The sequence below is a fragment of the Pseudomonas sp. SK3(2021) genome, assembly GCF_016772375.1.
Lineage (GTDB): Bacteria > Pseudomonadota > Gammaproteobacteria > Pseudomonadales > Pseudomonadaceae > Aquipseudomonas > Aquipseudomonas chlororaphis_I.
Genome location: NZ_CP061943.1, coordinates 524,937 through 538,575 on the forward strand (window position 1 = coordinate 524,937; position 13,639 = coordinate 538,575).

General features: G+C 65.0%; 12 protein-coding genes. 1 reads left to right on the forward strand and 11 read right to left on the reverse strand.

Going from position 1 to position 13,639, the window contains the following annotated elements; translation table 11 throughout:
• Positions 1-42: 42 nt before the first annotated feature.
• The 11 genes from IF690_RS02330 to IF690_RS02380 all read right to left on the reverse strand — a co-directional run bounded on the left by IF690_RS02330 (position 43) and on the right by IF690_RS02380 (position 12,431).
• Entirely contained in the window at positions 43-669 is a 627-nt protein-coding gene (locus IF690_RS02330; protein ID WP_202698691.1) for a class I SAM-dependent methyltransferase, read from the reverse strand.
• A gap of 173 nt (positions 670-842) precedes the next feature.
• Positions 843-1,487 (reverse strand): methionine ABC transporter permease, encoded by a 645-nt coding sequence (locus IF690_RS02335; protein WP_202698692.1) that lies wholly within the window; start codon positions 1,485-1,487, stop codon positions 843-845.
• Entirely contained in the window at positions 1,477-2,625 is a 1,149-nt protein-coding gene (locus IF690_RS02340; RefSeq protein WP_202698693.1) for a methionine ABC transporter ATP-binding protein, read from the reverse strand. Before IF690_RS02340 ends, IF690_RS02335 begins: the two co-directional genes overlap by 11 nt.
• 1 nt (position 2,626) lies before the next feature.
• Positions 2,627-3,436 (reverse strand): MetQ/NlpA family ABC transporter substrate-binding protein, encoded by an 810-nt coding sequence (locus IF690_RS02345; RefSeq protein ID WP_202698694.1) that lies wholly within the window; start codon positions 3,434-3,436, stop codon positions 2,627-2,629.
• Positions 3,437-3,520: 84 nt separating this feature from the next.
• A complete protein-coding gene (locus IF690_RS02350; protein WP_202698695.1) occupies positions 3,521-4,903 on the reverse strand; it encodes an LLM class flavin-dependent oxidoreductase in 1,383 nt (460 codons plus the stop codon).
• The gene (locus IF690_RS02355; RefSeq protein WP_202698696.1) at positions 4,903-6,108 is read right to left on the reverse strand and encodes an SfnB family sulfur acquisition oxidoreductase; all 1,206 of its coding nucleotides are present in this window, start codon (positions 6,106-6,108) and stop codon (positions 4,903-4,905) included. Before IF690_RS02355 ends, IF690_RS02350 begins: the two co-directional genes overlap by 1 nt.
• A gap of 24 nt (positions 6,109-6,132) precedes the next feature.
• The gene (locus IF690_RS02360; RefSeq protein ID WP_202698697.1) at positions 6,133-7,374 is read right to left on the reverse strand and encodes an SfnB family sulfur acquisition oxidoreductase; all 1,242 of its coding nucleotides are present in this window, start codon (positions 7,372-7,374) and stop codon (positions 6,133-6,135) included.
• Positions 7,375-8,801: 1,427 nt separating this feature from the next.
• A complete protein-coding gene (gene tcyN, locus IF690_RS02365) occupies positions 8,802-9,563 on the reverse strand; it encodes an L-cystine ABC transporter ATP-binding protein TcyN (protein ID WP_124335930.1) in 762 nt (253 codons plus the stop codon).
• A 4-nt stretch (positions 9,564-9,567) separates the two neighbouring features.
• Positions 9,568-10,233, reverse strand: a complete 666-nt coding sequence (gene tcyL / locus IF690_RS02370) for a cystine ABC transporter permease (RefSeq protein WP_202701263.1) — start codon at positions 10,231-10,233, stop codon at positions 9,568-9,570.
• Between the two features lie 50 nt (positions 10,234-10,283).
• Entirely contained in the window at positions 10,284-11,081 is a 798-nt protein-coding gene (tcyJ, locus tag IF690_RS02375) for a cystine ABC transporter substrate-binding protein (protein WP_202698698.1), read from the reverse strand.
• A 354-nt stretch (positions 11,082-11,435) separates the two neighbouring features.
• Positions 11,436-12,431 (reverse strand): D-cysteine desulfhydrase, encoded by a 996-nt coding sequence (locus tag IF690_RS02380; RefSeq protein ID WP_202698699.1) that lies wholly within the window; start codon positions 12,429-12,431, stop codon positions 11,436-11,438.
• 191 nt (positions 12,432-12,622) lie between these two features.
• Between IF690_RS02380 and epsC the strand changes: the two genes are divergently transcribed.
• Complete coding sequence (epsC, locus tag IF690_RS02385; protein ID WP_202698700.1) at positions 12,623-13,549, forward strand: serine O-acetyltransferase EpsC; 927 nt, start codon at positions 12,623-12,625, stop codon at positions 13,547-13,549.
• Positions 13,550-13,639 lie beyond the last annotated feature (90 nt).

Below are 13,639 nucleotides of genomic sequence, written 5' to 3' on the forward strand. Positions count from 1 at the left end.
GAGCGGGCGTGCTCGCGAAAAAGGCTGATCAACGACGCAAGCTCAAACCTTGCGCCACACGCTGGCCAGCCACGGCTGCTGTTCCCGCGGCAAACCGGCGGGACGGTAGTAATGCTCCAGCTCGACAAACCCCGCCGCCGTCAGCAAGTGCTGCCAGGCCGCGAGGTCGTGGTAGGCGCCATAACGCGCGCCGTTCCAGCCTTCCTGGTTGTCGCCGCGGGGGTTGGAGCTGAACAGCACGCCGCCGGGTTTCAGCGTGGCGTGGAGTTGGCGCAGCACCCGTGGCAGTTCCTGTGAGGGGATATGAAACAGTACGGCGTTGGCGAAGATGCCGTCGAAGCGTTCGGCGGGCAGGTCGAGCTTGAGGAAATCCTGCTGCCAGACCTCGCAGCCGCTGTCGTCGCGGGCCATCTGGGCAAAACGCTCGGAGCCGTCGAGGCCGATGGCGATATGACCGAGGCGGGTGAAGGTCTGCAGGTCGCGCCCGGGGCCGCAGCCGAAGTCCAGCAGGGTGAAGGGCGCCTTGCCCTGGATATGCCGCAGCAGGGCGTCGATGTTCTGGCTGACATCGTGGTCGCGGGTGCCTTCGCGGAAATCTTCGGCCACCTGGTTGTAGTGACCCAGGGTGGTGGAGGTGATCTGGTCGAGGTCGGTGGGGGCGAGTTTCATGGCGGGCTGCACTGGTTGGGGTGGTGTGTCGAATATACCCCAAGGGCATTGGCCCGGGTTTGGTGTGGGCCTTGAAAGCTATTCGCGAGCAAGCTCGCTCCTACAAAAGGCGACCCGATCAACCTGTAGGAGCGAGCTTGCTCGCGATGACATCCGAATGGGCTGCGCCGGTCTCAACGCTTGTTGAGCGCCCGCGCCAGGCGGTCGCCACCGAGCTGGATCGCCGCGACGAGGATCACCAGCAGCACGATCACCGTGAGCATGATCTGGCTGTCGAAACGCTGGTAGCCGTAGCGATAGGCGATGTCCCCCAGGCCGCCGGCGCCGATGGCCCCGGCCATGGCCGAGGAATTGATCATGGTCACCAGGGTGATGGTGAAACCGCCGACGATGCCCGGCAGCGCCTCCGGCAACAGCACGTGCCAGACGATGTGCCAGCGCCGGCAGCCCATGGCCTGGGCGGCTTCGATCAGGCCGTGGTCGACCTCGCGCAGGCTGACCTCGGCGATTCGCGCGAAGAACGGCGTGGCGGCGATGGTCAGTGGCACCACGGCTGCCCAGACGCCGTAGGTGGTGCCGACGATCAGCCGGGTGAAGGGGATCAGCGCCACCATCAGGATCAGGAACGGGATCGAGCGGAACAGGTTGACGAAGGCTCCCAGCACGCTGTTCAGCCTGGGGGCCTCGTAGATCCCGCCCTTGCCGCTGGTGACCAGGATCACTGCCAGCACAATCCCCGCCAGCAAGGCGATCAGCGACGACACGCCGACCATCAGCAAGGTATCGAGAACGCCCTGGAGCAAACGATCAAACCACATAACCCAGCACCTCTACCTGTTGTGTCCATTGCTTGTGCAAAAAGTGCTGCGCGCGCAGGCGCTGTTCCTCGGCGCCCAGGGACGAGCCGCTGACTGCCAGCAGCAGTTGCCCCAGGGCATGCCCCTGGATCCGTTCCACGCCGCCGTGCAGCAGCCGCACGCGCCCGCCCAGGGTGCTGAACAGTGCGGCCAGGTCCGGCTCGTCGTGGGTTTTGCCGGTGAACTGCACGCGCAATACCAGCGCCGCGTCCGAAGATTTCGGCTGGGCTTGCAGGCGGTTTTGCAGCTCTTGCGGCAAGCCGTGCTGCAAGGGCGCCAGCAGGGTCTTGCTGACCTCGTGCCGGGGGTTGCCGAATACTTCCCAGACCGGCCCCTGCTCGACGATATGCCCGTGCTCGAGCACCACCACGCGGTCGCAGATTGCGCGGATCACCGCCATCTCGTGGGTGATCAGGACGATGGTCAGGCCCAGGCGCTGGTTGATCTGTTTGAGCAGGCCGAGGATCGACTGGGTGGTCTCCGGGTCCAGCGCCGAGGTGGCCTCGTCGCACAGCAGGATCGCCGGGTCGTGGACCAGCGCCCGGGCGATGCCCACCCGCTGTTTCTGCCCGCCCGAGAGCTGCGCCGGGTAGGCCTTGTGCTTGTTCTCCAGGCCCACCAGTTCCAGCAGTTCGCGGACCTTGCGCGCGCGCTGTTCCTTGGGCACGCCGGCCACCTTCAGCGGCAGCTCGACGTTCTGCCACACGGTCTTGGCCGACATCAGGTTGAAGTGCTGGAAGATCATGCCGATGCGCCGGCGCAGCTCCACCAGGCGGTCTTCGTCGAACTCGCCGATGTCCACCTGATCGATCAGCACCCGGCCGCCCGACGGCTGTTCCAGGCGATTGATGGTGCGGATCAGCGACGACTTGCCGGCGCCGCTGCGGCCGATGATGCCGAACACTTCGCCGCGCTGGATCGCCAGGTCGATAGCGTGCAGGGCCTGCACCGGGCCTTGTTGGCCCTGGTAGGTCTTGGTCAGGCCGATGAAGCGCACATGGGCGTGATTCAGCTCCGGATGCAACTCGGTCTGCCGGGCGCTGTGCGGCTGTTCGGGCGGCTGCGTGGCCGTCTTGTGCGGGAGATAGGCGATGCTCATCTCAACCTTCCCAGCCGGCTTGGTAGAGCTTGCCGTGGGCTTTGTCCAGGGCGGCGCGCACAGCCGGCGAATGCTGGTAGATGTCGACGAACTTGATCAGCCGCGGGTCGCTCTTGCTCTTGGGCTGGATCACGAACTGGATCACGTATTCCTTGTGGTCGAGGCCGTCGAACAGCAGCGCCGAACCGGCGTCGAAGGTCTTGGCCAGGCGGATATAGGCCGGGTAGCCCTGCACCAGGTCGGCGTCGTCATAGGCGCGTACCAGTTGCACGGCCTCGACCTGGAGGATCTTCAGCCGCTTCGGGTTGGCGACGATGTCGTCCTCGGTGGCCTTGTAGCCGACGCCCGGCTTGAGGCTGATCAGGCCGGCCTTGGCCAGCAGCTGCAAGCCGCGACCGCTGTTGATCGGGTCGTTGGCGATGGCCACCGTGGCGCCTTCGGGCAGCTCGTCGAAGCTCTTGTATTTCTTCGAGTAGAGGCCGACGTTGTTGATGATCCCCGGGGCGAACGGCACCAGGTCGAACCCGGCGGCGGCCTTGGCGTTTTCCAGGAACGGGATGTGCTGGAAGTAGTTCACGTCGATATCGCCGGCGGCCAGGCTGACGTTCGGCGCGATCCAGTCGCTGAATTCCACCAGTTCGACTTTCAGGCCCTGTTTGCCCGCCTCGTCGACGGCGGCCTCCAGGGGAATGGCGAAGGCGGCGGTGGTGCCGACTTTCAGCGGCGCGTCGGCGGCGAATACCGCGCTGGCGAACAGTCCGAGGGCGAGGGCCAGTGCTTTGACTGGGTGGCTGAGGCGTTTGCTGTTCATGGTCTTGGTTCCAGTCAGTGCATGAGAGGTGTGGTGTCCGGACGGGCCTCATCGCGAGCAAGCTCGCTCCTACAGGGAAGGCGCTCAACCTGTAGGAGCGAGCTTGCTCGCGATAGGGCGATAGCCCGCTCCGGCGTGTTGCTCGGGTAACCGTGCGTCCTGCCGGAACAGCTTTTCGCGCAGGGTGCCATCGCCATAGGCGGTCTTGTACGAGCCGCGGCGTTGCAGCTCGGGGATCACCAGGTCGATGAAGTCGACATAACTTTCCGGGGTGACGATGCGGGTCAGGTTGAAGCCGTCGAGGCCGGTTTCGGCGATCCAGGATTCGAGGTCGTCGGCCACCTGCTGCGGCGAGCCGACCAGGGTGATGTAGCGCCCGCCCAGGGCGTGCTGGTCGAGCAGCTTGCGCCGGGTCCAGTCGTTGTTCTGCAGGTTCCGGGTGGCCGACTGGATGGCGTTGCTCTTCACGTACTGGATCGGTTCGTCGATCTCGTACCGGGAAAAGTCGATGGCGGTGGACGCCGAGAAATGCGCCAGCCCGGCCTCCGCGCTGGCATGGCGGCGGTACTCGGCGTGCTTCTTCCAGGCCAGTTCCTCGGTCTCGGCGACTATCACGTTGAGCCCCATGAACACCTTGATGTCCTCGGGATTGCGCCCGGCCGCGACGGCGCTGGCGCGGACCTTGTCCACCTGGGCCTTGGTCGAGGGCTTGTTCTGCCCGCTGATGAACACGCACTCGGCGTGGCGTCCGGCGAACAGCAGGCCGCGATCCGAACTGCCGGCCTGGAACAGCACCGGCGTGCGCTGCGGCGACGGCTCGCACAGGTGATAGCCCTCGACCTGATAGAACTCGCCCTTGTGCTCGACCTTGTGCACCTTCTCCGGCCGGGCGTAGATCCGCTGTTCGCGGTCGTTGATCACCGCGTCGTTTTCCCAGCTGCCTTCCCAGAGCTTGTAGAGCACTTGCAGGTACTCGTCGGCCTGGTCGTAGCGCCGGTCGTGCTCGGCCTGTTCGCTCAGGCCCATGGCCTTGGCGGCGCTGTCGAGGTAGCCGGTGACGATGTTCCAGCCGACCCGGCCACGGCTCAGGTGGTCCAGCGTGGACATGCGCCGGGCGAACAGATACGGCGGCTCGTAGGTGAGGTTGGCGGTGAGGCCGAAACCGAGGTTGCGGGTCACCGCGGCCATGGCCGAGACCAGCAGCAGCGGGTCGTTGACCGGCAACTGGATCGACTCCTTGAGCGTCACGTCCAGCGAGTTCTGGTAGACGTCGTAGACCCCGACGATGTCGGCGATGAACAGCCCGTCGAACAGCCCGCGCTCCAGCAGCTGCGCCAGTTCGGTCCAGTATTCGAGGGTCTTGTACTGGGTCGAGGTGTCCCGCGGGTGGGTCCACAGGCCATGGTTGATGTGCCCGATGCAGTTCATGTTGAAGGCATTGAGCAGGATCTTTTTCTTCGCGCTCATCAGATGGTCCCCCGCAGTGGCGGGTTCGTCTGGTTGAGGTAGTAGTTGCCCACCGCGTGGTACTTCCAGCGCACCGGGTCGTGCAGGGTGTGCACCCGGGCGTTGCGCCAGTGACGGTCGAGGCCATGTTCGGCCAGGGTCGCCTGGCTGCCGGCCAGTTCGAACAGGGTGCTGCCGGCGGCCAGGGAGATTTCGGTGCTGATGGCGCGGGCCTCGGCGACCGCGATGGAGGCGGCGGCCACGGTCTCGGCGTTGGGCTCGGCCTGGGCGGCGTCGAGGAACACGCCTGCGCGCTCCAGCAGCGCCTCGGTGGCGTGCAGGCGAATGCTCAGGTGGCCGAAGCTCTTGAGGGTCAGCGGGTCTTCGCTGGCCTTGTCGTTGCCGGAATCGATCCACGGCCGGGTCTTGGTGCGCACGAAATGCAGGGCGTCTTCATAGGCGGCGCGGGCGATACCGGTGTCGATGGCGGCGTGGAGAATCTGCGCCAGCGGGCCGACGGTGGTCGGGCGCTCGAAGGCGCTTTGAAAGGGAACCACGTCCTCGGCGGCGACGAACACCTCCTCGAACACCACCGAGCCGCTGCCGGTGGTGCGCTGGCCGAAACCGCTCCAGTCGTCGATCACGTTCAGGCCCTGGCTGTCCGCCGGGACGAAGGCCAATTGCTGCACACCATTTTCATCCACCACCGAAGTGGGGATGCGCTGGGCGTAGAGGGCGCCGGTGGCGTAGAACTTGCGGCCGTTGATGCGATGGCCGTCGCGTCCTGGCTGCACATCGCGGGTCAGGCGAGTGGTGCGGTCGTGGGCTGTCCTGGTGCCCAGTTCGGCCAGGGCATTGCCGAAGCGCTGGCCGGCCAGGACCTCGGCGTACAGGCGTTGTTTCTGCGCCTCGCTGCCGTTCACCCGCAGCACTTCGAGGGCGTAGAAATGGTTCTGCGGGATCTGCCCCAGGGAGCCGTCGGCCTGGGCGATCAGGGCGATGACTTTGGCCAGGGTGCCGTTGGACACGCCGGCGCCGCCGTATTCCCTGGGCACGCTGATGCCCCACAGGCCGGAGCGGGAAAAGGCTTCGAGTTCGGGGTGGGGCAGGCGGCGTTCGCGGTCGCGCAGGGCGCTGTCGCGCTTGAAATCTTCGGCCAGGTCGCTGGCGACGATCAGGGCTTGCTCATCGCTGGTTATGACCGCGACGTGTTGAGAAAGAGTCATGTATTTCTCCAGAGATCTGGTCGCTTAAATCCAGGAATGGCGAGCCGGCAGAGCGCCGTTCAGGTGATAGGTGCCGACCGCGTGGTATTTCCAGCGCACCGGATCGTGCAGGGTGTGGACCCGGGCGTTGCGCCAGTGCCGGTCGAGGTTGAATTCGGCGAGGGTGGCGCGGCTGCCGGCCAGCTCGAAGAGCTTTTCGCTGGCCAGCAGGGAAATCTCGGTGGTCAGCACCTTGGCTTCGGCCACGGCGATCGAGGCGCGGGCGGCGGACTCGGCGCTGATCGGCGCGGCATTGACCTGGTCCAGCACCTGGCCGGCCTTGCGCAGCAGGGCTTGCGCGGCGTGCAGTTCGATTTTCAGCTTGCCGATGTCGGCGATTACATAGAGGTCGTCGCTGGCCCGTTCGACGTTGGCGTCGACCCACGGCCGCGAGCGTTCCCGCACGAAGTCGATAGCGTCGTCGATGGCTGCGCGGGCGATGCCGGCGTCGATCGCTGCCTGGATCAGCTGCGAGACGGCGCCCTGGATATTCGGCGATTCGTTGATCCGCCAGTTGTCCACCACCAGGTCGGCATCGACCCGCACGTTGTTGAGCAAAATGGTGCCGCTGGCGGTGGTGCGCTGGCCGAAGCCCGACCAGTCGTCGACGATGCGCAGCCCCGGCGTGCCGCGCCGGACGAAGGCCAGGACCTGCTTGCCGTCGTCGTTCAGCGCCTTGACCGCTACCCAGTGGGCGAACAGGGCGCCGGTGGAATAGAACTTCTGGCCATTGAGCCGGTAACCGTCGCCGTCGGCGGTGATCCGCGCCTTGAGTTCCAGGGTGTTTTTGGTCCCGCGTTCCGGGCCGGCGTTACCGATGCGCCAGCCTTCCAGCACGCTCTGGAACAGCTGCTTTTTCTGCCGTTCGGTGGCGCAGCCGAGGATCAGGTTGAGAATGCCGAACTGGTTCTGCGGGATCTGTCCCAGGGCCGGGTCGGCCGTGGAAATGATCGCGAAGACTTCCGCCAGGGTGACGAAGGAAACCTGCGGGCCGCCGTATTCACGGGGGATGGCAATACTGCCCAGGCCACTGCGGGTGAAGTGTTCGATTTCCGCCCATGGCAGCTTGCGCTGCTGGTCGCGCTTGGCCGCTTGCTGGCGGGCGACGGCGGCCAGTTCATGGGCGGCTTGAAGGGCTTCTGCGTCGTTCAGCAGAACCCGTGCGGGCAACAACAGGGGGGCGACATCCAGATCGCTCTGGACATTTGCATCGGCCAGATTGGACATCAGTGCCACTCCTTGGCTGCACGCAATGCCCTGGCGATCTGCACTGGGGTGATTGTGTTCCGGACCATACCTACCTCACATCTTTGGAAGTGCCGCGCCGTGGGCGGCGAAATCGGGTTCAAGAATGTCCGGTGGTCCGGTGCATATACCCTATGCGCGTATAAAAATTAAATAAACTAACTTTTAGGAATATGCATAGAAGGGGTTTACGTATACGGCAGGTAGGGGCCGGTGAGGAGTAACGGTGAATAGGTTTGGAGTCGTTGGCGCGGGTTTTGGCATGCCTGGGAAGGCGCTGGAAGGCCCTGCGGGCCTTATCGCAGCCTCGCGTTGCTCGGCAGCGGCTACAGGGTTTACGCGGTGCCTGTAGCCGCTGGCGCAGCCTGCGATCGACGGCGCAGCCGTTGCAAAACCGCTGCATGCGATTGCCGGGCGGAAGGCGGTGGTGGGCTTGCAGGCCAGCGTAGCCTCGCGTTGCTCGGCAGCGGCTACAGGGTTTACACGGTGCCTGTAGCCGCTGGCGCAGCCTGCGATCGACGGCGCAGCCGTTGCAAAACCGCTGCATGCGGTTGCCGGGCGGAAGGCGGTGGTGGGCTTGCAGGCCAGCGCAGCCTCGTGTTGCTCGGCAGCGGCTACAGGGTTTACGCGGTGCCTGTAGCCGCTGGCGCAGCCTGCGATCGACGGCGCAGCCGTCGCAAAACCGCTGCATGCGGTTGCCGGGCGGAAGGCGGTGGTGGGCTTGCAGGCCAGCGCAGCCTCGCGTTGCTCGGCAGCGGCTACAGGGTTTACGTGGTGCCTGTAGCCGCTGGCGCAGCCTGCGATCGACGGCGCAGCCGTTGCAAAACCGCTGCATGCGGTTGCCGGGCGGAAGGCGGTGGTGGGTTTGCAGGCCAGCGCAGCCTCGCGTTGCTCGGCAGCGGCTACAGGGTTTACGCGGTGCCTGTAGCCGCTGGCGCAGCCTGCGATCGACGGCGCAGCCGTTGCAAAACCGCTGCATGCGGTTGCCGGGCGGAAGGCGGTGGTGGGCTTGCAGGCCAGCGCAGCCTCGCGCCGCTCGGCAGCGGCTACAGGGTTTACACGGTGCCTGTAGCCGCTGGCGCAGCCTGCGATCGACGGCGCAGCCGTTGCAAAACCGCTGCATGCGGTTGCCGGGCGGAAGGCGGTGGTGGGCTTGCAGGCCAGCGCAGCCTCGCGTTGCTCGGCAGCGGCTACAGGGTTTACGTGGTGCCTGTAGCCGCTGGCGCAGCCTGCGATCGACGGCGCAGCCGTTGCAAAACCGCTGCATGCGGTTGCCGGGCGGAAGGCGGTGGTGGGTTTGCAGGCCAGCGCAGCCTCGCGTTGCTCGGCAGCGGCTACAGGGTTTACGCGGTGCCTGTAGCCGCTGGCGCAGCCGTCGTGGCAGGGGGCGTGCGGTTTGCCGGTGGGGATCAGGCCTGGGGATGGCCCGAGGTGAGGAATTTGCTGAGGAATTGCCGGGTGCGTTCTTCCTTGGGGTTGGCGAACAGCGCCTTGGCTTCGCCCTGTTCGACGATCACGCCCTTGTCGAAGAAGATCACCCGGTTGGCCACGTCGCGGGCGAAGCCCATTTCGTGGGTGACGATGACCATGGTGCGCTTCTCCTCGGCCAGGCCGCGGATGGTCGCCAGCACTTCGCCCACCAGTTCCGGGTCGAGGGCCGAGGTCGGTTCGTCGAACAGGATCACTTCCGGCTCCATCGCCAGTGCCCGGGCAATCGCCACGCGCTGTTGCTGGCCGCCGGAGAGGCGCCGCGGGTAGGCGTCTTCCTTGCCCGCCAGGCCGACCTTGGCCAGCAGCCCGCGGCCCAGGGCCAGCGCCTGTTCGCGGGGCGTCTTCTTCACCACCAGCGGGCCTTCGATGACGTTTTCCAGCGCGGTGCGATGGGGGAACAGGTTGAAGCTCTGGAACACGAAGCCCACCTGCTGGCGCAGTTGCCGCACCAGGCCCTGCTGCTGGGTCAGCGGCCGGCTGCCATCGATTTCGATGTTGCCGACCTTGATCCGGCCGCTGGTAGGTTCTTCGAGAAAGTTCAGGCAGCGCAAAAAGGTGGTCTTGCCCGAGCCGCTGGGGCCGATGATGGCGACCACTTCGCCTTCCGCCACCGTCAGGTCGATGCCATTGAGGACGGTCTGACCCTTGAACTGCTTCGTCAGTTTTTCAACCACAATCATGGGTTCAGGACTCCTGGTCGTGCCGATTGACCCGCGCTTCCAGTCGGTTCTGCAGGTGCGCCAGCACGCTGGCCAGAACCCAGTAGATCAGCGCGGCGGCAAGATACATGGTGAAGACTTCGAAGGTCCGGGCGGTGATCAGCTGTGCCTGGCGGAACAGTTCCGGGACCTGGATGGTGGCGGCCAGGGCGGTGTCCTTGACCAGCGAGATAAAGCTGTTGCCCAGGGGCGGCAGGGCCGTGCGCATGGCTTGCGGCAGGATCGCCCGGCGCAGGGTCTGGGCCCGGGTCATGCCGATGCTGGCCGCCGCTTCCCACTGCCCGCGCTCGATGGAGCCGATGGCCGCGCGCAGGATCTCGCAGGCATAGGCCGCCATGTTCAACGAGAAGCCGATCAGCGCCGCCGGCAGCGGGTCAAGCTCGATACCCAGCTGCGGCAGGCCGTAATAGATCACGAACAGTTGCACCAGCAACGGCGTGCCGCGAAAGAACGACACATAGACGCGGGCGATCCAGCTCAGCAGCTTGAAGCGCGACAGGCGCATCAGCGCCAGGGCGAACCCCAGCGCCAATCCGAAGAACATACCGCCGAGGCTGAGGATGACCGTGAAATACGCGCCCTTGAGCAGGAAGGGCGCGGAGTTCAGCAACAGCTGCGTGGTTTCGGCGATTTGCTGGCTCAACTGCGGGAAATACAGTTCGAACTGAAAACCTGCTTCCATTATTGAGTGACGTCAGCGTTGAAGTATTTTTCCGAGAGCTTCTTCAGCGTGCCGTCGGCGCGTAGTTCCTCGATGGCCTTGTTCACCGCGGCCAGCAGTTCGGGTTCGCCTTTGCGCAGGGCCACGCCGGCTTCCTGGCGGGAGAAGGGTTCGCCGGAAATGACCAGGGTGTCGTTGGTTTTCTTGATCAGCTCGAAGGCGGCCAGGCGGTCCACCAGGATCGCGTCGATACGGCCTACACGCAGGTCCTGGTACTTGGTCGGATCATCGTCGTAGGTCTTGATGATGGCTTTGGGCACGTTGTCCTTGAGCCATTGTTCGTAGTTGGTGCCCAGGCCGACACCGACCTTGTGCCCGGCCAGGTCGGCGGCGGTCTTGAACTTGCCTTCGTTCTTCTTCTGGGTCAGGGCCTGGATGCCGGAAACGGTGTAGGGGGTGGAGAAGTCGTATTTCTTCTTGCGCTCGTCCGAGATGGTCACCTGGTTGATCACCGCGTCCAGGCGCTTGGACTCCAGGGCGGCGAGGATGCCGTCCCATTTGGTCGGCTGCAGTTTGACTTTCACACCCAGCTTCTGCGCCAGGGCTTCGGAGAACTCTACTTCGAAGCCGGCCAGCTTGCCGCTTTCGTCGACGTAGCTGAACGGTGGGTAAGTGCCTTCCAGGCCGACGTTGATGGTGCCGGCGTCCTTGATCTTCTGCAGTTGCTCACCGGCAACCGCTTGCCCCAGCAACCCGGCACCCAGTGCCAGACCCAGCGAGCCAACGAGGATATTTCGACGTAGTGCGGAAAAAATCATGACAAGCCCCTGTGTTTTCTTATGAAGATGCCGTTGGGAAATGCAGGTCAATCGGTGAGCGGGAACGAGCGCCTTATCCTGCACTAAATGCAGCGTATGCGTCTCGCGGCAAATTCGCCTGCGGCGCGACTATAAGTGGCTGCTTATAGATGTAAAAATAATATAAATTCACATTGTTATTCTTTTTGTAGATATACGTTCTCGACCCCTGTAGCCACTGCCGCAGGCTGCGATCGGCGGCGAAGCCGTCGTAAAACCTGCACATGCGGCATATCGGAAGAAACGCGTTTGCCGATTTGCGCCTGCTACGCAGCCGATTGCAGCCTGTGGCAGCGGCTACAGGTCATCCGTGGTTTATGCAAACGAGCCGGCATAGGCGAACAGCGCCGGCGCGCCACCGGTGTGCAGGAAGATGATCGGACCGTCGTCGAAGCGCTGGCGGCCGATGCCGTCGAGCAGGCCGGCCATGGCCTTGCCGGTGTAGACCGGGTCCAGCAGCAGGCCTTCCTGGCTCGCCAGCAGTTTTACCGCGGCCAGGGTGCCGGCGTTCGGTTCGCCATAACGCGGGGCGAAATATTCGTCCCACAACTCCACCTTGAAACTGTCCGGCAGCGCCACCCCGAGTAATTCGGCGGTGCGTTCGGCCAGGCCCTGGACCTTCGGCCGCTGTGCTTCGTCGGTGCGCGACACGGTGACGCCGATCACCGGCAGCTGTGGCAGCGCTTCGCTCAAGGCCAGGGCCAGGCCGCTGTGGGTACCGGCGCTGCCCGAGGCCAGGACCACGGCGGCGAAGTCGAGCCCGGTGTTGTTGATCTGCTCCGCCAGTTCCAGGCCGGCGCGCACGTAACCCAGCGCGCCCAGGGCGTTGGAGCCGCCGATCGGCACCAGGTACGGCTGCTTGCCGCTGCTGCGCAGGCGCTCGGCCAGGGCCTGCAATTGCTCGTCGGCGTTGTCCAGGTTGTCCACCCGTTCGACCTTGGCGTCGAACAGGTCGAGCAGCAGGCGGTTGCCGTTGCCCAGGTAATTGCTGTCGTCGGTACCGATGGGGTTTTCCAGCAGGGCGACGCAGCCCAGGCCGAGCCTGGCGGCCAGCGCCGCGGTCTGGCGCACGTGGTTGGACTGGATGGCGCCCGCGGTAATCAGGGTGTCCGCGCCCTGGGCCAGCGCATCGGCGGCCAGGTATTCGAGTTTGCGCAGCTTGTTGCCGCCCATGGCCAGCGGCGTGGTGTCGTCGCGCTTGACGTAGACATCGCGGCCCAGCCAGGTGGACAGGCGTTCGAGTTTTTCCAGGGCGGTGGCGCCGCCCAGCAGGTCGAGACGGTTAAAACGGTCGAGCTGTTGTTTGATCATGAGGCCGCACGGGTTGTCAGAGGTGTCAGGGACTATAGGCAGCGACATTTGTCGGGGCAACCGTCAATCGCTTATGCCAAAAGGTACTGAGGCCAGCACAATTAGTTCTTAATTTGGCCTGGGGCGCATACCGTAAAGTGGCGTCGTTTACGCGACCAGACAGTCCGGTCGCCTGAGTGAGGAGTCCTATCGTGAGCGAGCGTTCCAGCCATTGGCAATTGCAGACCATAGTCAGTCAACTGCGTGATGCCCGCGACCAGTGGCGTACCCGCAACGGGCGGGTCAGCGGTGAGCAGGGCGGTCGAGAACTGCCGTCGCGCGCGGCCATGGCCGAGATTCTCGAGGCGCTGTGCGGCGCCCTGTTCCCGATGCGCCTGGGCCCGGTGGACCTGCGCGAGGAAAGCGAAGATTTCTACGTCGGCCATACCCTGGACGCGGCCCTCAATGCGTTGCTCGCCCAGGCTCGCCTGGAACTGCGTTATGCCGCGCGCCAGAGCGGCGAGTCGGACGGCGACGTCAACGCCCGGGCCATTCGCATCATCCAGGACTTCGCCCTGGCCCTGCCGGGCCTGCGGGTACTGCTCGATACCGACGTGCTGGCCGCCTACCACGGCGACCCGGCGGCGCGCAGCGTCGATGAAGTACTGCTGTGCTACCCGGGCATCCTGGCGGTGATCCACCATCGCCTGGCCCATCATCTGTATCGCGCCGGCCTGCCGCTGCTGGCGCGGATCAGTTCGGAAATCGCCCACTCGGCCACCGGCATCGACATTCACCCGGGGGCGCAGATCGGCCGCAGTTTCTTCATCGACCACGGCACCGGTGTGGTGATCGGCGAAACCGCGATCATTGGCGAGCGCGTGCGCATCTACCAGGCGGTGACCCTGGGCGCCAAGCGCTTCCCGGCGGACGAGGACGGCCAGTTGCAGAAGGGCCACCCGCGCCACCCGATCGTCGAGGACGACGTGGTGATCTACGCCGGCGCGACCATCCTTGGGCGCATCACCATCGGCAAGGGCTCGACCATCGGCGGTAACGTCTGGCTGACCCGCAGCGTGCCGCCCGGGTGCAACCTGACCCAGGCCAACCTGCAACATGACGATGGATCGCAGAAATAAGCGAGGCCCTTGCATCATGTAGCCGCTGCCGCAGGTACGATCGCCCCGAGAGGGGCGCCGCTCTTGAGGTCTTTGAAGGCCCTGCGGGCC

Excerpts from the sequence above, each read along its gene's own strand:
- IF690_RS02330 (WP_202698691.1), bottom strand. The coding sequence starts at position 669 with ATGAAACTCGCCCCCACCGACCTCGACCAGATCACCTCCACCACCCTG.
- IF690_RS02335 (WP_202698692.1), bottom strand. The coding sequence starts at position 1,487 with ATGTGGTTTGATCGTTTGCTCCAGGGCGTTCTCGATACCTTGCTGATG.
- IF690_RS02340 (WP_202698693.1), bottom strand. The coding sequence starts at position 2,625 with ATGAGCATCGCCTATCTCCCGCACAAGACGGCCACGCAGCCGCCCGAA.
- IF690_RS02345 (WP_202698694.1), bottom strand. The coding sequence starts at position 3,436 with ATGAACAGCAAACGCCTCAGCCACCCAGTCAAAGCACTGGCCCTCGCC.
- IF690_RS02350 (WP_202698695.1), bottom strand. The coding sequence starts at position 4,903 with ATGAGCGCGAAGAAAAAGATCCTGCTCAATGCCTTCAACATGAACTGC.
- IF690_RS02355 (WP_202698696.1), bottom strand. The coding sequence starts at position 6,108 with ATGACTCTTTCTCAACACGTCGCGGTCATAACCAGCGATGAGCAAGCC.
- IF690_RS02360 (WP_202698697.1), bottom strand. The coding sequence starts at position 7,374 with ATGTCCAATCTGGCCGATGCAAATGTCCAGAGCGATCTGGATGTCGCC.
- tcyN (WP_124335930.1), bottom strand. The coding sequence starts at position 9,563 with ATGATTGTGGTTGAAAAACTGACGAAGCAGTTCAAGGGTCAGACCGTC.
- tcyJ (WP_202698698.1), bottom strand. The coding sequence starts at position 11,081 with ATGATTTTTTCCGCACTACGTCGAAATATCCTCGTTGGCTCGCTGGGT.
- IF690_RS02380 (WP_202698699.1), bottom strand. The coding sequence starts at position 12,431 with ATGATCAAACAACAGCTCGACCGTTTTAACCGTCTCGACCTGCTGGGC.